Annotated in this window: 19 protein-coding genes, 1 tRNA gene and 1 pseudogene; 18 read left to right on the forward strand and 3 right to left on the reverse strand. The window is 70.5% G+C overall.

Annotation, left to right across the window (positions count from 1 at the left end; translation table 11 throughout):
* Positions 1-303: 303 nt before the first annotated feature.
* From PV682_RS09345 to PV682_RS09375, 7 genes are all read left to right on the forward strand, one after another.
* Positions 304-1,593 (forward strand): ABC transporter substrate-binding protein, encoded by a 1,290-nt coding sequence (locus PV682_RS09345; protein WP_319726015.1) that lies wholly within the window; start codon positions 304-306, stop codon positions 1,591-1,593.
* Entirely contained in the window at positions 1,593-2,594 is a 1,002-nt protein-coding gene (locus tag PV682_RS09350; RefSeq protein ID WP_319726016.1) for a carbohydrate ABC transporter permease, read from the forward strand. The genes PV682_RS09345 and PV682_RS09350 overlap by 1 nt, the downstream gene beginning before the upstream one ends.
* Positions 2,591-3,466, forward strand: coding sequence for a carbohydrate ABC transporter permease (locus tag PV682_RS09355; protein ID WP_319726018.1), 876 nt, complete (start codon positions 2,591-2,593; stop codon positions 3,464-3,466). The genes PV682_RS09350 and PV682_RS09355 overlap by 4 nt, the downstream gene beginning before the upstream one ends.
* Positions 3,467-3,470: 4 nt before the next feature.
* A complete protein-coding gene (locus PV682_RS09360) occupies positions 3,471-4,070 on the forward strand; it encodes a hypothetical protein (protein ID WP_319726020.1) in 600 nt (199 codons plus the stop codon).
* A gap of 128 nt (positions 4,071-4,198) precedes the next feature.
* Complete coding sequence (locus tag PV682_RS09365; protein WP_319726022.1) at positions 4,199-6,931, forward strand: exo-rhamnogalacturonan lyase family protein; 2,733 nt, start codon at positions 4,199-4,201, stop codon at positions 6,929-6,931.
* Positions 6,932-6,946: 15 nt separating this feature from the next.
* A complete protein-coding gene (locus PV682_RS09370; protein ID WP_319726024.1) occupies positions 6,947-7,393 on the forward strand; it encodes an SRPBCC family protein in 447 nt (148 codons plus the stop codon).
* Positions 7,394-7,432: 39 nt separating this feature from the next.
* A tRNA-Val gene (locus PV682_RS09375) sits at positions 7,433-7,504 on the forward strand.
* Between the two features lie 47 nt (positions 7,505-7,551).
* Here PV682_RS09375 and PV682_RS09380 read toward each other — a convergent pair.
* Positions 7,552-8,280, reverse strand: coding sequence for a 3'-5' exonuclease (locus PV682_RS09380; RefSeq protein WP_319726025.1), 729 nt, complete (start codon positions 8,278-8,280; stop codon positions 7,552-7,554).
* A 168-nt stretch (positions 8,281-8,448) separates the two neighbouring features.
* Between PV682_RS09380 and PV682_RS09385 the strand changes: the two genes are divergently transcribed.
* The 4 genes from PV682_RS09385 to PV682_RS09400 all read left to right on the forward strand — a co-directional run bounded on the left by PV682_RS09385 (position 8,449) and on the right by PV682_RS09400 (position 12,912).
* The gene (locus tag PV682_RS09385) at positions 8,449-9,015 is read left to right on the forward strand and encodes a DUF4365 domain-containing protein (RefSeq protein ID WP_319726027.1); all 567 of its coding nucleotides are present in this window, start codon (positions 8,449-8,451) and stop codon (positions 9,013-9,015) included.
* Positions 9,012-10,202: a hypothetical protein gene (locus PV682_RS09390; protein WP_319726028.1), complete on the forward strand. Its 1,191-nt coding sequence runs from the start codon at positions 9,012-9,014 to the stop codon at positions 10,200-10,202. Before PV682_RS09385 ends, PV682_RS09390 begins: the two co-directional genes overlap by 4 nt.
* A gap of 104 nt (positions 10,203-10,306) precedes the next feature.
* Positions 10,307-12,283: a threonine--tRNA ligase gene (thrS, locus tag PV682_RS09395; RefSeq protein WP_319726031.1), complete on the forward strand. Its 1,977-nt coding sequence runs from the start codon at positions 10,307-10,309 to the stop codon at positions 12,281-12,283.
* Between the two features lie 77 nt (positions 12,284-12,360).
* On the forward strand, positions 12,361-12,912 hold the full coding sequence (locus PV682_RS09400; protein ID WP_319726034.1) for an HIT family protein: 552 nt from the start codon (positions 12,361-12,363) through the stop codon (positions 12,910-12,912).
* Positions 12,913-12,931: 19 nt separating this feature from the next.
* Here the strand turns inward: PV682_RS09400 and PV682_RS09405 are convergent, their stop codons facing one another.
* Both PV682_RS09405 and PV682_RS09410 read right to left on the reverse strand, forming a co-directional pair.
* Positions 12,932-14,593, reverse strand: coding sequence for a hypothetical protein (locus PV682_RS09405; protein WP_319726037.1), 1,662 nt, complete (start codon positions 14,591-14,593; stop codon positions 12,932-12,934).
* Between the two features lie 258 nt (positions 14,594-14,851).
* Positions 14,852-17,047 (reverse strand): elongation factor G-like protein EF-G2, encoded by a 2,196-nt coding sequence (locus PV682_RS09410; protein ID WP_319726040.1) that lies wholly within the window; start codon positions 17,045-17,047, stop codon positions 14,852-14,854.
* Positions 17,048-17,306: 259 nt separating this feature from the next.
* Here PV682_RS09410 and pgsA point away from each other — a divergent pair, with 259 nt between their 5' ends.
* The 7 genes and pseudogenes from pgsA to pdxS all read left to right on the forward strand — a co-directional run bounded on the left by pgsA (position 17,307) and on the right by pdxS (position 22,333).
* Positions 17,307-17,972, forward strand: a complete 666-nt coding sequence (gene pgsA / locus PV682_RS09415; RefSeq protein ID WP_055722514.1) for a phosphatidylinositol phosphate synthase — start codon at positions 17,307-17,309, stop codon at positions 17,970-17,972.
* Positions 17,969-18,877, forward strand: a complete 909-nt coding sequence (locus tag PV682_RS09420) for a phosphatidylinositol mannoside acyltransferase (protein ID WP_319726044.1) — start codon at positions 17,969-17,971, stop codon at positions 18,875-18,877. Before pgsA ends, PV682_RS09420 begins: the two co-directional genes overlap by 4 nt.
* Complete coding sequence (locus PV682_RS09425; RefSeq protein ID WP_319726047.1) at positions 18,874-20,214, forward strand: glycosyltransferase family 4 protein; 1,341 nt, start codon at positions 18,874-18,876, stop codon at positions 20,212-20,214. Before PV682_RS09420 ends, PV682_RS09425 begins: the two co-directional genes overlap by 4 nt.
* A 230-nt stretch (positions 20,215-20,444) precedes the next feature.
* On the forward strand, positions 20,445-20,990 hold the full coding sequence (locus PV682_RS09430) for a LemA family protein (protein WP_079056966.1): 546 nt from the start codon (positions 20,445-20,447) through the stop codon (positions 20,988-20,990).
* A pseudogene (locus PV682_RS09435) lies at positions 20,987-21,139 on the forward strand (DUF6210 family protein); the annotation flags it as partial. The gene PV682_RS09430 and the pseudogene PV682_RS09435, both read left to right, overlap by 4 nt.
* Before the next feature lie 79 nt (positions 21,140-21,218).
* On the forward strand, positions 21,219-21,314 hold the full coding sequence (locus tag PV682_RS09440; protein ID WP_319726304.1) for a DUF6210 family protein: 96 nt from the start codon (positions 21,219-21,221) through the stop codon (positions 21,312-21,314).
* 113 nt (positions 21,315-21,427) lie between these two features.
* On the forward strand, positions 21,428-22,333 hold the full coding sequence (pdxS, locus tag PV682_RS09445; protein ID WP_319726306.1) for a pyridoxal 5'-phosphate synthase lyase subunit PdxS: 906 nt from the start codon (positions 21,428-21,430) through the stop codon (positions 22,331-22,333).
* Positions 22,334-22,336 lie beyond the last annotated feature (3 nt).

Genomic DNA, 22,336 nt, shown 5'->3' on the forward strand with positions numbered 1-22,336 from the left:
ACCCGTACCAGACCGTCTCAAGACCCCGTTCAAACCGTCCCGGCGAATTTCGGCCCATGCTCGTTGGCGCCCGGTGGGGTCTCGGGTGTTCGGGTGCTCGAACCGGCCTCGTTCACCTGCGGGTATGTCAAGGTGACTGCCGGGTAGGGGACTTGGTGCGGGGGGGCCGTCCCCAAGCCGTCTCGGAAGAAAATCCTGTCCGAATCATTGACGCTCTCTCACCCCCCTCGTACCTTGTGCCAGCAAGCGCTTTCTTGAAACGATTCATGCAAGCGGCAACGACGCTGCGGGGAGGGCCCGACTGTGGGAACCAGCAGGAATGTTGAGAGGCGAACGATCCTGAAGGCGGCCGGAGCTACGGCAGCCACACTCGGGCTGGCGGCGACTACGGGATGCGGCGGGGACAGCGGTTCGTCCTCCGACGGGACGGTGACGATCCGTTACGCGTGGTGGGGAGCCGACGACCGCGCCAAGAGAATCAACCAGACCATCGCGCTCTTCGAGAAGAAGTACCCGAAGATCAAGGTGAAAACGGACTTCCAGCCGTACACGGACTTCTGGAAGAAGTTCAATACGCAGGCCTCGGGCGGAAATCCGCCGGACGTCTTCCAGAACGCCATCGGATTCCTGCGGAAATACGACGCGAAGAACGTTCTGCTCGACCTGAGTTCACAGGTCAAGGCCGGCAATCTCTCCATGGACGGCTTCCGCGCCGGACTCGACAAGTTCGGCGAGGTCGACGGCAAGCTCCTCGGCGTCCCGGTCGGCTCCAACTCGATGGCCCTCGTCATCGACCAGCCCGTCTACACCCGCTCCGGCGTCACCCCCAAGCCGGGCTGGACCTGGGACGAGTTCCACGCCGCGATGCTGAAGATCCATCAGAAGACCGGACGCGCGGGCGACTCCGGCATGTACGGCGTCATGTACCTCTACGACCTGTACCTCCGGCAGAACGGCAAGGCGTTCTTCACCGCCGACGGCCTCGGATTCACCGAGTCGGACCTGAAGGACTGGTGGACCAAGGCCGAACAGGGCCTGGAACAGGGCGAGTTCGCCGACGCCAAGAAGGTCGCGCAGGTCAAGCCGAAGTCCGCGGTCGCCGCCGAACTCGCCGCCGGTGAGTTCACCTGGGACAACTTCACCGTCCGCTACACCTCCGAGGGCAAGAGCCAGTACCGCCTCGCCCCCATCCCCACCACCGACGGCAAGAAGACCGGCCAGTACCTCGGCTCCCTCATGCTGAGCGCCTCCAAGCGCACCAAGCACCCCAAGGAAGTCGCCCAGTTCATCAGCTTCATGGTCCACGACCCCGAGGTCGCCAAGATCATGGGCTACGACCGGGGCGTGCCCGCCACCCAGGCGCAGTACGACGCGTTCAAGCCGACCGACGAGGTCGCCAAGTCGATCGCCGCCTACGAGGAGTCCCTCGTCTCCTCCGGCGTCCTGGAGCCCATCACTCCGCACCCCAGCGGCGCCGACCTCTGCGAGTCCGCGTTCCTGCGGATCGCCGAGGAGCTCGCGCTCGGGACCCGGTCGGTGGACGACGCCGTCAAGCAGTTCTTCACCGAGTCGAAGACGGCCCTCTCGGCCTGATGGGAACCACCGTGACACACGCCCCCGCGCTGGAGGGCCTGACCGAGGACTCCGGGCCGCCCCGCGGCCCGGAGCGGTTGGCCAAACCCCCCGCGCTCAAGCGCCGCCTGCGCCGGGAGAACCTGGCCGGCTACCTCTTCATGTCGCCGTGGATCGCCGGGTTCCTGCTGCTCACGGCGGGCCCGATGGTCGCCTCGCTCTACTTCGCGTTCACCGACTACAACCTCTTCGACCCGCCGAAGTGGATCGGCCTCGACAACTTCTCCGAGATGTTCGGCGACCCCCGCTGGCGCCACTCGGTCCAGGTCACCCTCTGGTACGTCGTCGTCGGTACGCCCCTCAAGCTGCTCGCCGCGCTCGGCGTCGCCCTGCTGCTCGCCCAGAAGCGGCGCGGCCAGGCCTTCTACCGGGCCGCGTTCTACGCCCCGTCCCTGATCGGGGCCAGCGTCTCCATCGCGATCGTCTGGAAGGCGATCTTCTCGGACGACGCCGTCGTCGACCAGACCCAGCAGTTCTTCGGCATTGACGCGGGCGGCTGGACCGGTGACCCCGAGCTGATCATCTACAGCCTCGTCGCCCTCACCGTCTGGCAGTTCGGCGCCCCGATGGTCATCTTCCTCGCCGGCCTCAAGCAGGTACCGCGCGAGCTGTACGAGGCCGCCGAGATGGACGGCGCCGGGACCTGGCGCAGGTTCTGGAACATCACCCTGCCGATGATCTCCCCGGTCCTCTTCTTCAACGTCCTGCTGGAGACCATCCACTCCTTCCAGATCTTCAGCTCGGCGTACATCGTCGGCGGCGGCGCGGGAAGCAACGCCTGCGGACCGGCCGACGGTTCGATGGTCTACACCTGTTATCTGTACGTCCAGGGCTTCGAGAACAGCCGGATGGGCCTCGCCTCCGCCATGGCGTGGCTGCTGCTCGTCGCCGTCGCGCTGGTCACCGCCGTCCTCTTCTGGTCGCAGAAGAAGTGGGTGCACTACGAGGAGGACGCCCGGTGAGCGCCACCACCACGATCCACAAGACCTCGGGCACCGGCAGGAAGCGGGCCGGCTCCCTCGCCTGGCACCTCGGCTCCCTCGCGATCCTCGCCGTGATCCTCTACCCCGTGATCTGGGTCATCGGCGGCTCGTTCAAGAAGAGCGAGGACATCGTCGGCAGCCTCGACCTCTTCCCGACCGACCCGATCGTCTCCAACTACTCGCGGCTCGGCGACGGCATCGCCGACATCTCCATCTCGACGTTCTTCACCAACTCGCTGTTCCTCGCCCTCGGTTCCGTGGTCGGCATCCTGATCTCCTGCTCGCTCACGGCGTACGCGTTCGCGCGGATCAAGTTCGCCGGCCGCAACCTGCTCTTCACGCTGATGATCGGCACCCTCCTGCTGCCGTACCACGTCCTGCTCATCCCGCAGTACGTGCTCTTCCGCAACATGGACATGATCAACACGTACACCCCGCTGCTGCTGGGCAAGTACCTCGCCACGGAAGCCTTCTTCGTCTTCCTCATGGTCCAGTTCATGCGCAACCTGCCCAAGGAACTCGACGAGGCCGCCCGCCTCGACGGCTGCGGACACCTGCGCATCTACTGGTCGATCGTGCTCCCGCTGTGCCGCCCCGCCCTCATCACCAGCGCGATCTTCACGTTCATCAACTCGTGGAACGACTTCATGGGCCCGCTGATCTACCTCAACGAGCCCGACAAGTACACCGTCTCCCTGGGCCTGAAGATGTTCGTCGACCAGGAAGGCGTGGCCGACTACGGCGGCATGATCGCCATGTCGCTCGTCGCGCTGCTGCCCGTCCTCGCCTTCTTCCTCGCCTTCCAGCGCTACCTCATCGACGGCATGGCGACCTCCGGACTCAAGGGCTGACGCCATGGCCACCGAGACGAGGGTGAAGCCGAAGCCGCGCAAGGAGTCCGTGTTCGCCGAACGGTTCGCGGTCTTCGCCGAGTGCCTGCTCACCGGCGTCTGGATCGCCGTCGCCTGCCTCGGCGTCGTCACCTACCCCGCCGCGCTCGCCGCCGGCAGCCGCCACCTGGCCCGCCGTACCGCCCATGTGGACGGCGGACTGCGGGAGTTCGTCCAGGACTTCCGTACGGCGCTGCGCGGCGGGTGGGCCGTCGGGCTCGCCGGGTGGGCGGCCGTCGTGGCGGTCTGGGTCGACGTGTGGGCGGTGCGCGCGGGGCTGCCGGGCGGGCCGCTGATCGGCGCGATCGGGGTGTTCGCCCTGATCGGGGCCGCCGTCGCGCTGCTGCGGGCCGCGGCCGTCTGGACGCCGGGTGCGAGCTGGCGGGCGCTGCTCGCCGGGTCCGGGCGCCGGACCGTCCTCGACCCGGCCGGGTCCTTCCTCGTCGTCGCCGGGCTCGCCGTCGTCGTCATGTCCGCGTGGTTCATCGCGCCCCTGGGCGCTCCCGTCCTCGGCGCCGTCGTCGCGGCGGCGCTCGCGGTGGAGGAGCGGTACCGGCGGCGCTGAGCAGTCGTTCTGCCGGTACGACGCGGGTGCCCCCGGCGTCGTACCGGAACCAAGGCCGGTGTCCCCGTGCCTTTCTCTGTCATGCCCTTGACCAGCCCGAAGCTTCCCCCGCACGGAAAGGAACGGCCATGTCCCCCCTTCCTCGCAGATCCCTCCTCAAAGCGGCAGCAGTCGCAGGAGTCGCCGCACAGTTCAGCTGGGCGCTCGGCTCGAACGCCTCCGCAGCACCCAACGCCGGGAGCGGCGACCGCGACCCCGTGACCCTGGACTGGCTGGAGGACGGCGGCCAGGGCGCCGCCCCCGGCTCCACGCTCGGCGTGCCCTGGCCGATGGGCGCCTTCCGGGAGGACCAGGCCTTCGCGGTCACCGACGCCGCCGGCAAGGACGTCCCCGTCCAGTCCTGGCCCATCGCCTACTGGCCCGACGGCTCCCTCAAGTGGACCGCGCACGCGGTGAGTTCGGGCGACGGCAAGCTCACCCTCGCCCCCGGGACCCCGGCCGCGCCCGGCAAGAAGGTCACCGTCGACAAGAGCGGCGGCACGATCGACGTGTCGACCGGCGTCGTGGACGTGAAGATCGGCAAGTCCGGCGCCACGCTCATCAAGTCCGTGAAGCGCGGCTCCACCGAGATCGCCAAGAACGGCCGCCTCGTCCTCATCCGCCAGCCCGAGATCGAGGACGAGGACCAGGGCACCGTCAAGACCGAGCGCTTCGAGGGCGCCATCTCCTCGGTGACCGTCGAACAGGACGGCCCCGTCCGCGCGGTCGTCCGCATCGACGGCAAGCACCGCAAGGGCAACCGCAGCTGGCTCCCCTTCTCGATCCGCCTCTACTTCTACGCGGGCGCCGACTCCTTCCGCATGGTCCACACCATCACCTACGACGGCACCCAGGAACCCGGCAAGGCCAGCGGCGACTTCATCCGCGGCCTCGGCGTCCGCTTCACCGTGCCCATGCGCGACCAGTCCTACGACCGCCACATCCGCATCGGCGGCGAGGGCACCGGCCTCCTGCGCGAGGCCGTCAAGGGCATCACCGGCCTGCGCCGCGACCCCGGAATCGCCATCCAGGAAGCCCAGTTCGCCGGCAAGAAGCTGCCCGACCCCTCGACCTGGGACCAGCGGGTCACCACCCGGCTCCAGTACATCCCCGAATGGGGCGACTACACCCTCTCCCAGCTCTCCGCCGACGGCTTCACCGTCCGCAAGCGCACCAAGAAGGGCCACGGCTGGATCGGCGCGGGCGGCGGCAAGCGGGCCTCCGGGTTCGGGTACGTCGGCGGCGCGAGCGGCGGATTCTCCTTCGGGCTGCGCGACTTCTGGGAGCGCCACCCCTCCCAGCTCGACATCCGCGACGCCCAGACCGACGAGGCCGAGGTCACCCTCTGGCTCTGGTCCCCCGAGGCCCAGCCCATGGACCTGCGCTTCTACCACGACGGCATGGGCCAGGACACGTTCCCCGAACAGCTCGAGGGCCTCAACATCACGTACGAGGACTACGAGCCCGAGTTCGGCACGCCCTACGGCATCGCCCGCACCTCCGAACTCCTCTTCTGGGCCAACGAGTCCACGCCGACGCCCGAAGTGCTCGCCCAACAGGTCGACGCGGTAAGGGTGTTGCCGCAACTCGCCGCGCCGCCCAAGCAGTTGATCAAGGCCGGCGTCTTCGGGCCCGGCCTCTACTCCGAACCCGACCGCTCCACCCCGGCCAAGGCGAAGATCGAGGACCACCTCGACTTCCTCTTCACGTACTACAAGGACCAGGTGGAACAGCGCCGTTGGTACGGCTTCTGGGACTACGGCGACATCATGCACACGTACGACACCGTCCGCCACCAGTGGCGGTACGACATCGGCGGGTACGCGTGGGACAACTCCGAACTCTCGCCCGACCTGTGGCTCTGGTACGCCTACCTGCGCTCCGGGCGCTCCGACATCTTCCGGTTCGCCGAGGCCATGACCCGGCACACCGGGGAGGTCGACGTCTACCACCTCGGCAAGTGGGCCGGGCTCGGCACCCGGCACGGCGTCCAGCACTACGCCGACAGCGCCAAGCAGCAGCGGATCGCCAACACGACGTACCGCCGCTACTACTACTTCCTCACCGCCGACGAACGCGTCGGTGACCTCATGCACGCCAACGTCGACTCCGACGAGACGTTCCTCGTCCTCGACCCCATCCGCAAGATCCGCACCGAGCCCTACACGCCCGACCGGCACGCCCTGTCCATCGGGTTCGGCACCGACTGGAGCGGGCTCGTCTCCGCGTGGCTCACCGAGTGGGAGCGGCGCGGGCCCAAGTGGGAGAAGGCCAAGGCGCGCGTCCTGTCCACCATGGAGACCATCGCCGCGCAGCCCAACGGGTTCGTGCAGGGGACCGGGCTGTACGACCTCGACACGGGGAAGTTCGCGGTCGCGCCCGCGCCGGTCGTCGGGGTCTCGCACCTCTCCGCCGTCTTCGGACTCAACGAACTGTGCGCCGAGTTGATCCACCTCGTCGACATGCCCCGCTTCAACGAGGCCTACTTTGACTACTGCCGGTACTTCAACGCGACCAAGGCCGAACAGGCGGCACGGTACGGGTCCAACTTCGGGACGCTGCTGCTCTTCCAGGGACACTCCCGCCTCGACGCGTACGCCGCCGTCAAGACCGGCGACGAGAAGCTCGCCAAGCGAGCCTGGGACAAGTTCTACAACTCCGACGGGTACAAGGAGTCGGCGCCGTGGCGCACGGAGAAGGTGAGCGGGCCCACGGCACTGGTCGCCGGTAGCGAGGCCGCCTGGGTGTCCACCAACGACACCGCGCTGTACGGACTCGCGGCCATCGAGAACCTCGCGCTGCTGGGGAACAAGATGCCGTAGCCCCACACTGGCACCATGGACTGGACGCACTACCGCTTCCACAGCCTGTGGCACCTGCCCGCTCCGGTCGCCGCCGTCTACGCGGCACTGGAGCGGGCCGAGGAGTACCCCCGTTGGTGGCCGCAGGTCCGTTCCGTCACCCGCATCGACGACACCAGCGGCCTCGTCCGTATCCGCGCCACCCTTCCCTACACCCTCACCTTCACCGCGCGTGAAGTCCGGCGCGACCCCCTCGCCGGGGTGCTGGAAATCTCCATGACCGGGGACCTCGAAGGGTGGGCGCGGTGGACCCTCACGGCTCGCGGGGACGGGACGCTCGCCGCGTACGAGCAAGTCGTCGTCGTGCGCAAGGCGTTGCTGCGGGCGCTCGCCGTTCCCGGGCGGCCCGTGTTCCGGCTCAATCATCGGCTGATGATGCGCGCCGGGCAGCGGGGGCTGGCCCGGGCTCTGCGAGCGGTTTGAAGGAACGGCACGCGGGACTGTATTGTTCAGTGCGTTCCCGGGCGATTAGCTCAGTGGGAGAGCGCTTCGTTCACACCGAAGAGGTCACTGGTTCGAACCCAGTATCGCCCACCGGGAAAAGGCCGGTCAGCCTCAGCTGACCGGCCTTTCGCCTGCCCTTACGCCGCCGCAGGGAGAGCCGGCGGGCGCACCGGCCACGACGGGTCGACCGTCTCCTCCTGGCCGCTGCGGGCGAACCACGCCTGGAGACCGCGCGCCTGGGCCGCGTGCCAGCCCGTCTGAAGCGTGTGCAGCTCGCCGGGGGAGAGGCGTTCGAGGCGGGCCGAGAAACGGCGCCCGACCGCCCGCACAACCTCCAGCGCGGCCAGCGCGTCGGCCGCCGCGTCGTGCGCCTCGGCCAGCGTCACCTCGTAGTGCGCGCACAGGTCCGCCAGCGTGCGGCGGCCCTTGCGGTAGCGGTCCAGGTGCTTGTCGAGGACCCGGGGGTCCAGGACACGCAGCGGCGACTGCCCCAGCCGGTCGTCCAGCGACGACGCCCGGTGCCGGCGCAGCTCGCGGTCGAGGAGCGTCAGGTCGAACGGCGCGTTCATCACCACCAACGGCCGCCCCACCGCCGCCTGTTCGGTCAGCAGCTCCGCTATCTCGTACATCACCGGAGCCGGCCAGCGGCCGTTGCGCTGGAGGTGCTCCTCCGTCAGCCCGTGCACCGCCGTCGCCGAACTCGGCACCGGCACCCCCGGGTTGACCAGCCAGCGGTTCACCCGGGGCCGGGTCCCCGTGGCGTCCTGCACGACGAGCGCGGCCGACACGATCCGGTCCGACTCGACGTCCACTCCTGTCGTCTCCGTGTCGAAGGCCGCGAGGGGGCCTTCGTACCAGCACGTCATATCCTCACAACCCCTCGTTCACGCCTGGCCGATGACATGCCGTCTTCTGCCTGTTCGGTGATACCCGGGCTGTTTGCGCCGTACGCCGGAAGGACACAACAGGAGTGCGGGACCAGGGAGTTCACCGGACCGCACCAAGAACCGGCACAACGGGGAAGGCTGTTCGCCATGGCGATAGCGCAGCCCGAACGGGGCGGGCTGCTGCCCGGGCGCACGGGCCCCCGGCGCGGCACGCTCGCCACCACCGCCTGCATGGAGACCCTCCAGGTCGGCTACCTGCACGCCGTCGCCGCCGCGGCCGGCTGCTCGCTCTCCCAGCCGTTCCCGGACAACGGCATCGACTGGCACGTCAGCCACGGCTCGCCCGGCCACACCGTCGACGACGAGGTCACCATCAAGGTCCAGCTCAAGGCGACCTACCAGCTCCCGCCCCACCCGCCGGGCCGCACCTTCCCCTTCACCCTCGAAAACGACCACCTGCGCAAACTCGCCCGCACTCCGGTGTCCGTGCACAAGATCCTGGTCGTCATGCTCGTCCCGCGCTCCCCGGACGACTGGCTGCGCGCCAGCCACGACCGCCTCGACCTGCGGCACTGCTGCTACTGGGTCAACCTCGCCGGCCAGCCCGTCACCGGCCGCACCCGCACCACCGTACGGATACCGACCTCACGCATCTTCGACGACCGGGCGCTGTGCGAGATCATGACGCGGGTCGGGACGGGAGGACGACCATGAGCCACCCCGGTGAGCCGCTGAGGCTCGTCCGCACCCACCCCGCCCCCGACCCCGCCGACGTCGACCCCGCCGTCCTCGCTGCCCTCCTGTGCCGCCACGGCTGGCAGCGGCGCGGCGGCGCACCCGGCCGCTACGGCCGCTGGACCCCGCCGGGACCGGGCGCGTCCGCGACCAGCCTCCTCGTCCCCGAGAGCCGCGCCTTCCCCGACAGCGACGACCTGTTGACGGAAGCACTCACCGCCCTTACCCGCACGGGCACACCCACCGCGCGCGAAGTGCTGCTCGGCCTCGCCGTCCCCAGCGACGAGATCCGCTGGTGGCGGGACATCCCCGAGGGGCCGGCCGCATGGAACGCCGACGACGACCTGCGCACCGCCGCCCGCGCCACCCTCCTCGCCGGCGCCCTCGCCGCCCACGCCCCCGCCGGCTACCACGGCGCCCGCCACCGCCGCAGCGCCGCCGCGCTCCTCGACGACGTCCTCGTCGGCACCGCCGAAGGGGGACGCCGGCTCACCGCGTTCGTCCCCGTCGCCGCCGCCCGGCCCCTCGCCGTACGCCTCCACCAGGCGCTGTACGCCGCCCGCGAAGCCATCGACTACCAGCGCGCCACCGGCGGCATGGACGCCTTCGACGGCGCCGTCGAGGCGGGCGTCAGCCGGGAGCTGACCGAGGCGCTCATCGCGCTCGTGCGGGGGACGGAGGTGGCGCGCGTCGCCGTCGCGTGGGCGCCCGGCGCCGGGGTGCCCGAGGGGTGCGCCGGGTCCGGGGAGGCCGTCGAGTTCTCGCCGGGGGACGTACCCGTACTGCGGGAGGCCGGGGCGCGGTACCTGCGGGAGGAGCCGTCCGTGCCGGTCACGGTGACCGGGGCCGTCGTACGGCTGCGGCGCTCCGGGCCCCGGGGAGAGGGGAGCGTGCGGCTGCGGGTGCTCGCGGGGGCTGAGGTCGGCCAGGTGCGGGTGCGGCTCGACGAGGAGGACTACCGGATCGCCGGGCAAGCCCACCTGCTGGGGCTGCCGGTGCGCGTGCGCGGACGGCTGGAGAGCCGGGGCGGGTTCCGGCGGCTCGCGCAGGGGTACGGCGTCGTACCCGTCGAAGTCGACGACGAGGAGCGCGACCGGCTGCTCAAGTCGCTCCAGGAGAACCTTGACTACTTCGAGGAGGCGTGCGGGGGCGAGATCGACGACTGACCTGGGGGGCTTGTTTCGCGGAGGGTGGTCCCGGGTCGGTACGATCCCCTCTTGCGCGCGCTCCTCGTATGGCGCCGCATTTCACCTTCAGGCAGGAGAGACCGGTGTCAGACGTCCGTGTGACCATCCAACGCGATTCCGAGCGGGAAGAGCGCGTGGTGACGACGGGGACCACGGCTGCCGACCTCTTCGCCGGCGAGCGCTCGATCGTCGCCGCGCGCGTGGGCGGCGAGCTGAAGGACCTCGCGTACGTGCTGTCCGACGGCGAGACCGTCGAAGGCGTCGAGATCACCTCCGAGGACGGCCTGGGCATCCTGCGCCACTCCACCGCGCACGTCATGGCGCAGGCCGTGCAGGAGATCTTCCCCGAGGCCAAGCTCGGCATCGGACCGCCGGTCAAGGACGGCTTCTACTACGACTTCGACGTCGAGAAGCCGTTCACGCCCGAGGATCTCAAGGCCATCGAGAAGAAGATGCAGGAGATCCAGCGCAGGGGGCAGAAGTTCGCCCGCCGCGTCGTCACCGACGAGGCCGCCCGCGAGGAGCTCGCTGACGAGCCGTACAAGCTGGAGCTGATCGGGCTCAAGGGGTCCGCCTCCTCCGACGACGGCGCGGACGTCGAGGTCGGTGCCGGTGAGCTGACGATCTACGACAACCTCGACGCGAAGACCGGCGAGCTGTGCTGGAAGGACCTGTGCCGTGGTCCGCACCTGCCGTCGACCCGGCTGATCCCGGCGTTCAAGCTGATGCGGAACGCCGCCGCGTACTGGCGGGGCAGTGAGCGCAACCCGATGCTCCAGCGCATCTACGGCACCGCCTGGCCGTCCAAGGACGAGCTGAAGGCATACCTCGACTTCCTCGCCGAGGCCGAGAAGCGCGACCACCGCAAGCTCGGCAATGAGCTGGACCTCTTCTCCATCCCCGAGCAGATCGGCTCCGGGCTCGCGGTCTTCCACCCCAAGGGCGGGATCATCCGCCGGGTGATGGAGGACTACTCGCGGCGGCGGCACGAGGAGGAGGGGTACGAGTTCGTCTACACGCCCCACGCGACCAAGGGCAAGCTTTTCGAGCAGTCCGGGCACCTCGACTGGTACGCGGACGGGATGTACCCGCCCATGCAGCTCGACGAGGGCGTGGACTACTACCTCAAGCCGATGAACTGCCCCATGCACAACCTGATCTTCGATGCGCGGGGGCGGTCGTATCGCGAGTTGCCTTTGAGGTTGTTCGAGTTCGGGACCGTGTACCGGTACGAGAAGTCGGGCGTCGTGCACGGGCTCACCCGTGCGCGCGGCTTCACCCAGGATGACGCCCACATCTACTGCACGCGTGAGCAGATGTCCGAGGAGCTGGACCGGACGCTGACGTTCGTGCTGGGGCTGCTGCGGGACTACGGGCTCGACGACTTCTACCTGGAGCTGTCGACCAAAGACCCCGAGAAGTTCGTCGGCAGCGACGAGGTCTGGGAAGAGGCCACCGAGACGCTGCGGCAGGTGGCCGAGAAGCAGGGGCTGCCGCTGGTGCCGGACCCGGGTGGGGCGGCGTTCTACGGGCCGAAGATCTCCGTGCAGGCGCGCGATGCGATCGGGCGGACCTGGCAGATGTCGACCATTCAGCTCGACTTCAACCTGCCCGAGCGGTTCGAGCTGGAGTACACGTCGGCGGACGGTACGAAGCAGCGGCCGGTCATGATCCACCGGGCGCTGTTCGGGTCGATCGAGCGGTTCTTCGCGGTGCTGCTTGAGCACTACGCGGGGGCGTTCCCGGCATGGCTGGCGCCGGTGCAGGCGGTGGGTATCCCGATCGGCGACGGGCACGTGGAGTACCTGGAGGAGTTCGCCGCCGAGGCCAAGAAGAAGGGCCTGCGTGTCGAGGTGGACTCGTCCTCCGACCGGATGCAGAAGAAGATCCGCAACGCGCAGCGCTCCAAAGTGCCGTTCATGATCATCGTGGGCGACGAGGACATGAACGCGGGCACGGTGTCGTTCCGCTACCGGGACGGGTCGCAGGAGAACGGCATTCCGAAGGACGAGGCGCTGGCGAAGCTCGTCGACGTCGTGGAGCGTCGCGTCCAGGTCTGACAGCGGTTTGAGGGCCCCCGGAGTTCTCTTCGGGGGCCTTTCTCTTGCCCTCGTGCGTACGCCATATGCTGCTCACCATGACGAGTGAGCCGGAGCAGCAGATCGGAGTGGGCGTGCCGGACGCGTTCCAGCGCCTGTGGACGCCTCATCGGATGGCCTACATCCAGGGTGAGAGTAAGCCGACCGGTCCGGGGGCCGACGACGGTTGCCCGTTCTGCTCGATTCCGGCGAAGTCCGATGAGGACGGGCTGATCGTCAGGCGGGGGGAGCTGGCGTACGTCGTGCTCAATCTGTACCCGTACACCGGGGGTCACGCGATGGCCGTGCCGTATCGTCACGTCGCCGATTACACGGACCTCACGGACGCGGAGACGGCGGAGGTCGCGCTGCTGACGAAGCAGGCGATGACGGCGTTGCGGAAGGCGTCGGGGGCGCACGGGTTCAACCTGGGGATGAACCAGGGTGCGGTGGCGGGCGCGGGGATCGCGGCGCACCTGCATCAGCACATCGTGCCGAGGTGGGGCGGGGATACGAACTTCATGCCGGTGGTGGGGCACACGCGGGTGCTGCCGCAGCTGCTGGCGGACACGCGGAAGATGCTGGCGGAGGCGTGGCCGGCCGAGTCGTGAGGGCCCGGCCGGCTCGCGCTCACGCGTTGTAGGTGTCCGACTTTCCGGGCTCCGCGCCCTGGACGCCGCCGCTGAGGACTCCGGCGCGGTTCATGAACTTCTCGACGTCCACGTCGTGTTCCTTGAGGACCTTGATCGTCGCGGCGTGGACGACGCGCAGGACGGGGGTGGCGGCGCGCAGGGCGTCGTCGGCCATGAAGCGGTTCTTCCAGGGCTGGTCGGCCCAGGCGTGGCGCAGGCCGAAGGGTTCGGGGAGGGTGATGGAGCCGCCGAGCCACTGGAGGAGCGGGGGGTACCAGCTGATCGTCGCGCGGGCGCCGAGGCGGACGACCTCGTCGGTGGTGACGAGGGGGAGCTTTATCTTGCGGGTCTCCCAGAAGCGGACGGTCTTGGCGACCTCCTTGGTGGGGGCCTCGGGCTTGGTCATGAACAGGCCGTTGACGGGGCCGAGGGCGTGGCCGGTGACCTCTATGCGCAGCGTCTCGTGCAGGACGGTGACGGTGATCATCATCGTGATGATGAGCTGGCCGTCCCAGGTGGTCCACTGGACGCCCAGGTAGTGTCGGTTGCCGCTGCCGAACTGCTGGGTGTTGCAGATGTCCTCGATGGCCTTGGGCTTGAACTGGTACGCCTCGACGTCGGTGCCCTCGGGGCGGGTGACGGCCTTGGCGCCCTCGCCGACGTGGGAGACGATCCAGTGCCGTACGGAGGGGGCGGGGAAGCCGCCGGTCTTGAGGCTCTGGCGTTGCAGCAGGTTGAGCTGGTCGCTGATGGCGCGGGCGACGGTCCAGCTGCGGAACTCGTGGACGCCCTTGACCGGGTCGAGGGGGACGAGTTCCTCGGCGAGGTGCCAGGAGCCCCAGCGGGTGCCCATGCCGAGGATGCCCTTGGGGCCCGCGTAGAAGACGCCGTTGGACTGCTGTTCGGCGGAGAGGCGGGCCAGGGACTGGCGGAGCTGTTCGGCGGCGGCCTGGTCGGGGCTGGTGGGGACGGCCTCGGGGATCTTCGCGCCGACGCCGGCGCCGGACAGGAGGCTGTCCCAGCGTTCGCGCAGGTCCTTCGCGGTGGACTCGCAGATGCGGCGGGCGAGGAACCAGCCGGCGACGGGGGCGACGATCGCTCCGCGTACGTACCAGCCGAGGATGCCGCCGAAGGGGAGCTTGATCAGGAGGAGCGCGGCGAGGATGCCGACGACGACGAGGAGGGCGGTGGCGAGGCCGGAGGCGCGCTTGTTGCTGCTCTTGCCCATCATCGCGCGGAGCTGGAAGACGCCCAGCCAGACCAGCAGGCCGGGCAGGAAGACGACGCCGCACAGGAACATGACGGCGGCGAGCTTGCGGTCCCGCTCGCGGCGGATGTTGTTCGCGGCGAGGCAGTGTTCGACGACGACGGCGGGTTCCGCGCCGAAGGACTGGATGAGGGGTTTGCGGCCGACGCCGAGCATGCGGTCGATGACGGCCTGGGAGAAGGCCTCGCCGAGGTTGGGCCGGAAGATCTTGGCCCATGCGCGGCCGGTGCTCACCGACGACTGGTGCCACTCGTTGTCGGCCTTCTTTATCTCCTCCGCCGGGCTGTCCCGGTAGGCGGCCGAGGCCAGCGCGAAGGTCGCCGTCTGCCCTCCGTCGCCCATCAGCGGCACCTGTGGGCCGAAGATGTCGCCGTACACACTGTCAACGGTCATGTAACCGCCCCCATCGCCGCCCGGACCCGCTCCTGCGGCTTTCCCGACTTCCGTGCTCCGCACACCTGTTGATCAGGTCATCAGGGTATCCGCCCCCACTGACATCCGGACCCGGAGCGGGGGAGCGGACCGGCGGAACGGAGGGGGAGGTTCCGTGAACTCGCCGCCCCCGGGCGCATGTTCGGCTCGCGGGGGCGCGTGGAGGCGCACGGGGACGGGGAGTTGGGGGCGGGCGCCTGCACCCGCCCCCGGTTCCGCCTACGCCTTCTCCTCCTGCCCCCTCACCTTCTCCGCCACATGCGCCGGCATCGCCTCGTGCCGTGCGTACACGCGGTCGAAGCGGGCCGTGCCGTGGGACAGGGAACGCAGGTCGACCGCGTACCGGCCGATCTCGATCTCGGGCACCTCGGCGCGCACCAGCGTGCGTCCTGAGGTGGTCTGTTCCGTGCCGAGGACGCGGCCCCGGCGGCCGGAGAGGTCGCTCATGACGGCGCCCACGTAGTCGTCGCCGACCAGGACGCTGACCTCGGCGACGGGTTCCAGCAGGTGGATCGTCGCGTCGGCGGCGGCTTCGCGCAGGGCGAGGGCGCCGGCCGTCTGGAACGCGGCGTCGGAGGAGTCCACGGAGTGGGCCTTGCCGTCGAGGAGGGTGACGCGGACGTCGACGAGCGGGTACCCGGCGACCACCCCGCGCGCGGCCTGCGCGCGCACGCCCTTCTCGACGGACGGGATGAACTGCCGGGGCACCGCGCCGCCGACCACCTTGTCGACGAACTCGATGCCGGAGCCGCCGGGCAGCGGCTCGACCTCGATCTCGCAGATGGCGTACTGCCCGTGCCCCCCGGACTGCTTGACGTGCCGCCCGCGCCCGCCGGAGCGCCCGGCGAACGTCTCGCGCAGCGACACCTTGTGCGGGACGACGTCGACCTGCACCCCGTACCGGCTGCGCAGCCGCTCCAGCGCGACGTCCGCGTGGGCCTCGCCGAGCGCCCACAGGACGACCTGGTGGGTGTGCGGGTTGTGTTCGAGGCGCATCGTGGGGTCCTCGGCGACGAGCCGGGCGAGGCCCTGGGAGAGCTTGTCCTCGTCGGCCTTGCTGTGTGCCTCGATGGCGAGCGGCAGCAGCGGGTCGGGCATCCGCCAGGCGGCCATCAGCAGGGGGTCGTCCTTCGCGGAGAGCGTGTCCCCGGTCTCGGCCCGCCCGAGCTTGGCGACGCACGCGAGGTCCCCGGCGATGCAGTGCGACAGCGTCCGCTGCTGCTTCCCGAAGGGCGCCGACAGGGCGCCCACGCGTTCGTCGACGTCATGGTCCTCGTGCCCCCGGTCGGCGAGCCCGTGCCCGGACACGTGCACCGTCTCGTCGGGGCGCAGGGTGCCGGAGAAGACGCGGACGAGGGAGATCCGGCCGACGTACGGGTCGGAGGTGGTCTTCACGACCTCGGCGACGAGCGGGCCGTCCGGGTCGCAGGGCTTCAGCGCGCGCGTACGGCCGTCGATGGTCGTCACGTGCGGTGCCTCGCGCTCCAGCGGGGTGGGGAAGCCGCGGGTGACCAGTTCGAGGAGTTCGACGGTCCCGATGCCCTGCCGGGCGCCGTCGGCGGCGGGCGCGCCCGCGAGGACGGGGAAGAACGTCCCGCGCGCGACGGCCCGCTCCAGGTCGTCGATGAGGGTCTGGACGTCGATCTGCTCGCCGTCCAGGTAGCGGTCCATGAGGGTCTCGTCCTCGCTCTCCGCGATGATCCCCTCGATGAGCCGGTTGCGGGCCTCTTCGATCGCCGGGAGCTGTGCCTCGTCCGGCTCGGACTCCTTGCGCTCGCCGGACGCGTAGTCGAACAGGGTGCGCGTGAGGAGTCCGGTGAGGCCGGTGACGGGCGCGTGGCCGTCGGGGCCCGCGGGTCCGTGCAGCGGCAGGTAGAGCGGGAGCACGGCGTCGGGGTCGTCCCCGCCGAACGCCTGCGCGCACGTGCGGACCATCTCCTCGAAGTCCGCGCGGGCCGACTCCAGGTGCGTGACGACGATCGCGCGCGGCATCCGCACGGCCGCGCACTCGTCCCACACCATGCGCGTCGAGCCGTCCACGCCGTCCGCCGCCGAGACGACGAAGAGGGCCGCGTCCGCCGCGCGCAGACCGGCCCTCAGCTCGCCGACGAAGTCGGCGTACCCGGGTGTGTCGAGGAGGTTGACCTTGATGCCGTTCCATTCGACGGGCACCAGCGAGAGCTGTACGGACCGCTGCTGGCGGTGCTCGATCTCGTCGTAGTCGGAGACGGTGCCGCCGTCCTCGACCCGGCCCGCCCTGTTCACCGCCCCCGCCGTCAGCGCGAGGGCCTCCACCAGTGTCGTCTTGCCCGCTCCGCAGTGGCCGACCAGCACCACATTCCGTACGGACGCGGGGTGGCCGGCCGCCGTAGCCCTGCCGGCGGCCCCGAGGTGTGCGTTCGCCTTGTCGCCCATGTCCTTGCCTCCCGAGCATCGGGTGAGGTCCCTGGGACGCGGGCACACACGGGGATCCGCGACCAGCGGCGGCTCCGATGACGCCCGCGGTCCTTCGAGCTTTCCACTCCCGTCACGGGGCGTCCATACGGCGGACGCGAACCCTTCGCGCCAAAGGGTGGGTGCGGGTGCCCGACCGTCGTACAGGCGCGCGCGTGGCTACGATGGGCCAGCCGGTGGCCAGCAAGGGCCGCGGCGCCTTACGACTGTCGGGAAAGCCATGCTGAACAAGTACGCGCGTGCGTTCTTCACGCGTGTCCTCACACCGTTCGCCACGTTTCTGATCAGGCGGGGCGTCAGCCCCGACACGGTCACGCTGATCGGCACGGCGGGTGTGATCGCGGGCGCGCTGGTCTTCTTCCCCCGGGGCGAGTTCTTCTGGGGCACGATCGTCATCACGCTGTTCGTGTTCTCCGACCTGGTCGACGGGAACATGGCCCGCCAGCTCGGCCGTTCCAGCCGCTGGGGCGCCTTCCTGGACTCCACGCTGGACCGGGTCGCCGACGGCGCCATCTTCGGCGGGTTCGCGCTCTGGTACGCGGGCAACGGCGACGACAACGTGCTGTGCGCCGTCTCGATCTTCTGCCTGGCGAGCGGGCAGGTCGTGTCGTACACGAAGGCGCGCGGCGAGTCGATCGGGCTTCCGGTGGCCGTCAACGGGCTCGTGGAGCGCGCCGAGCGGCTCGTGGTGTCCCTGGTCGCCGCGGGGCTCGCCGGGCTCCACACGTTCGGCGTGCCCGGCATCCAGTACCTGCTGCCGGTCGCGCTGTGGCTGGTCGCCGTCGGCAGCCTCGTCACGCTGATCCAGCGCGTCGTCACGGTCCGCCGCGAGTCCGCCGAGGCCGACGCCGCTGCCGCCGCCGCGCAGCAGGAGACGGCCGGGTGAACGCCCGGGACCGGTTGACGGACGCGCTGTACGGCGTCGGCTGGGGGGCCGTCAAGAAGCTCCCCGAACCCGCCGCCGTACGCCTCGGACAGGCCATCGCCGACCTCGCCTGGCGCAGGCGCGGCAAGGGGGTGCTGCGGCTGGAGAGCAACTACGCGCGCGTACGGCCGGGCGCGAGCCCCGAGCAGCTCAGGGAGCTGTCCCGCGCGGGCATGCGGTCGTACCTGCGGTACTGGATGGAGTCCTTCCGGCTGCCCGCGTGGAGCAAGGAGCGCGTCCGGGGCGGCTTCGACCCCAAGGACGTCCACCACCTCACCGACGCCCTCGCCTCCGGCAAGGGCGTCGTCCTCGCGCTGCCGCACATGGCGAACTGGGACCTCGCGGGCGCGTGGGTGACGACGAAACTCGACACCCCGTTCACGACGGTCGCCGAACGCCTCAAGCCCGAGTCCCTGTACGACCGGTTCGTCGCCTACCGGCAGGGGCTCGGCATGGAGGTCCTGCCGCACAGCGGCGGCACCGCCTTCGCCACCCTCGCGCGGCGGCTGCGCGACGGGGGGCTCGTGTGCCTCGTCGCCGAGCGCGACCTGTCCGCGAACGGCGTCGAGGTCGACTTCTTCGGCGAGCGGACCCGCATCCCCGCCGGGCCCTCCCTGCTCGCCCAGCAGACCGGGGCGCTGCTGCTGCCGGTGACCCTCTGGTACGACGACTCGCCCGTCATGCGAGGACGCGTGCATCCCCCGATCGAGGTACCCGAGTCAGGTACCCGGGCCGAGAAGACGTCTGTCATGGCACAGGCGCTGGCAGACGTCTTCGCCTCGGGAATCGCCGACCATCCGGAGGACTGGCACATGCTCCAGCGGCTGTGGCTCGCGGACCTCGACCCCGCGAGGGGGCCCGCGTGAGGATCGGGATCGTCTGCCCGTACTCCTGGGACGTGCCGGGCGGCGTCCAGTTCCACATCCGCGACCTCGCGGAGTACTTCATCCGCCTGGGGCACGAGGTCTCCGTCCTCGCCCCCGCCGACGACGACACACCGCTCCCGCCGTACGTCGTCTCCGCCGGCCGTGCCGTCCCCGTCCCGTACAACGGCTCCGTCGCCCGCCTCAACTTCGGCTTCCTCAGCGCCGCGCGCGTACGCCGGTGGCTCCACGACGGCGCCTTCGACGTCGTCCACATCCACGAACCGACGTCCCCCTCCCTGGGGTTGCTGACGTGCTGGGCCGCGCAGGGGCCGATGGTCGCCACGTTCCACACGTCCAACCCGCGCTCGCGCGCGATGATCGCCGCGTACTCCATCCTCCAGGCCGCGCTGGAGAAGATCAGCGCGCGCATCGCGGTGAGCGAGTACGCGCGGCGGACGCTGGTGGAACACCTCGGCGGAGACGCGGTGGTCATCCCCAACGGCGTCGACGTGGACTTCTTCGCCCGAGCCGAGCCCCGGCCGGAGTGGCAGGGGTGGGGGCGCGGGGTGGGGGACGGGGTGTGTGGTTCGGGTGAGGGCGATGGGGCTGGGGGTCGGCCACAGGGCTCGGCTGACGGGGGCGAGGTGTGTGGTCCGGCCGGCGGGGCCGTGGACGGTGTGGTGCCCGGTCCGGGGGCGGGCGGTGGGCCGGCCCGTGTGCAGGGCGAGACCCTCGGGTTCATCGGGCGTATCGACGAACCCCGCAAGGGGCTGCCGGTGCTCGTCAAGGCGCTCCCGCGGATCTTCGCCGAGCGGCCCGGCGCGCGCCTGCTGATCGCCGGGCGCGGGGACGAGGAGGAGGCCGTCGCCGGGCTTCCCGCCGAGCTGCGTGCGCGCGTGGAGTTCCTCGGCATGGTCTCCGACGAGGACAAGGCGCGGCTGCTGCGCAGCATCGACCTGTACGTCGCTCCCAACACCGGCGGCGAGAGCTTCGGGATCATCCTCGTCGAGGCGATGTCCGCGGGGGCGCCCGTCCTGGCCTCGGACCTCGACGCCTTCGCCCAGGTCCTCGACCAGGGCGCGGCGGGCGAACTGTTCGCCAACGAGGACGCGGACGCGCTCGCGGAGGCGGCGATCCGCCTGCTGGGCGACCCGGCGAGACGCGCCGAACTCCGGGAGCGGGGGAGCGCGCACGTACGCCGGTTCGACTGGTCGGTGGTCGCCGCGGACATCCTGTCGGTGTACGAGACGGTGACAGCGGGAGCGGCGGCCGTGGCGGCGGACGAGAAGGCGGGGGGCGGGGGGCTGCGGGCACGGCTGGGACTGGCGCGGGACTGAGGGCGGGCTGCGGCGGGGGCGGCTCGGAGCTGAGGGGGAACCAGGAAGGGGCGGTTCGGTACGGGGCCAGGCTGCGCCGGGACCTTCGGGAGCAGCCAGGGGTGGAGGGGGCTCAGGGTTCGCCGTAAGGAGCGCGGGACCGTGCCCCGTACGGAGCGTACGTACGCCCCCTCCCGTCACCCCCGTGCCCACCCACCGCCACCACCCCCCACCCCCGCACCCCGCTACCCTTGCCGCCCGTGACCGCAACCCTGATCTGGACCCTCGTCGTTCTCGTCGCGATCGGCCTCTACCTGAGCTGGACGGCGGGGAGGCTCGACCGGCTGCACGCGCGTATCGACGCGGCGCGGGCCGCGCTGGACGCGCAGTTGCTGCGGCGGGCCTCGGTCGCGCAGGAGCTGGCGACGTCCGGGGTGCTGGACCCGGCCGCCTCGATCGTCCTGTACGAGGCCGCGCACGCGGCGAGGCAGGCGGAGGAGGAGCAGCGGGAGGTCGCGGAGAGCGAGCTGAGCCAGGCGCTGAGGGCGGTCTTCGCGGACCACCAGCAGGTCGACGAGGTCAAGGAGGCCCCCGGCGGCGAGGCGGCGGCCCACGAACTCACCGAAGCCGTACGCCGCGTCCCCATGGCCCGCCGCTTCCACAACGACGCCGTCGGCGCGGCCCGCCGCCTCCGCGAACACCGCAAGGTCCGCTGGTTCCACCTCGCGGGCCACGCCGCGTTCCCGATGGCCTTCGAGATGGACGACGAGCCTCCGGCGGCGCTGGCGGAACGATGACCCGGCGGATCACCCTGGACCCGGAGGGCTCCGGCACCGGCTGGGTGTGCGTGATCGTCGCTGCGCCGACCGGCGTGGTGTACGAGGTGCAGGGCGGCGGCCACGCGTGCGTGCCGTACACACAGGAGGGCTACCTGGTCCCCCTCTTCGTCCCGGATGCCGACAGCGCGCTGAGGGACCTCTTCGTCCGGGACCTGAAGGGGTGGGGGAAGCCGGACCCGCCTCGCCCTGGACGAGTCACGGCTCGCCGAGGCCGACGAGGCGTGGGTCCCCGTCCTCACGCCCGACGGCCCCGGCGTCCTCGTGTGGGAGAACTCCGACTGACCCCGAAAAGATCCACCGCCTGGTCATTGGCCCTTGATGTGGACTGGTCGCCGGGAGTTTCCTCGGGAGTACCCCCCTCCAGGAAACCCCCTTTCACTTCAGTGAGGTCGTACGTGTCCAGCAGCGAGAACCAGGCCCCCGAGACCGGCACCGCGCGGGTGAAGCGCGGGATGGCCGAGCAGCTCAAGGGCGGCGTGATCATGGACGTCGTGACGCCGGAGCAGGCGAAGATCGCGGAGGACGCGGGAGCCGTGGCGGTCATGGCGCTGGAGCGGGTCCCGGCGGACATCCGCAAGGACGGCGGCGTGGCCCGGATGTCGGACCCGGACATGATCGAGGGCATCATCGAGGCCGTGTCGATCCCGGTCATGGCGAAGTCGCGGATCGGGCACTTCGTCGAGGCCCAGGTGCTCCAGTCCCTCGGCGTGGACTACATCGACGAGTCCGAGGTGCTGACCCCGGCCGACGAGGTCAACCACTCCGACAAGTGGGCGTTCACGACCCCCTTCGTCTGCGGCGCCACCAACCTCGCCGAGGCCCTGCGCCGCATCGCCGAGGGCGCCGCGATGATCCGCTCGAAGGGCGAGGCCGGCACCGGCAACGTCGTCGAGGCTGTCCGCCACCTGCGCCAGATCAAGAACGAGATCGCCCGCCTGCGCGGCTTCGACAACAACGAGCTGTACGCCGCCGCGAAGGACCTGCGCGCCCCGTACGAGCTGGTCAAGGAGGTCGCCGAACTCGGCAAGCTCCCCGTCGTCCTGTTCTCCGCGGGCGGCGTCGCCACCCCCGCCGACGCCGCGCTGATGCGCCAGCTCGGCGCCGAGGGCGTCTTCGTGGGCTCCGGCATCTTCAAGTCCGGCGACCCCGCCAAGCGCGCCGCCGCGATCGTGAAGGCGACCACCTTCTACGACGACCCGAAGATCGTCGCGGACGCGTCCCGCAACCTCGGTGAGGCCATGGTCGGCATCAACTGCGACACCCTCCCCGAGACCGAGCGCTACGCCAACCGCGGCTGGTAAGCA

Source organism: Streptomyces niveiscabiei (genome assembly GCF_033794345.1).
GTDB lineage: Bacteria > Actinomycetota > Actinomycetes > Streptomycetales > Streptomycetaceae > Streptomyces > Streptomyces niveiscabiei.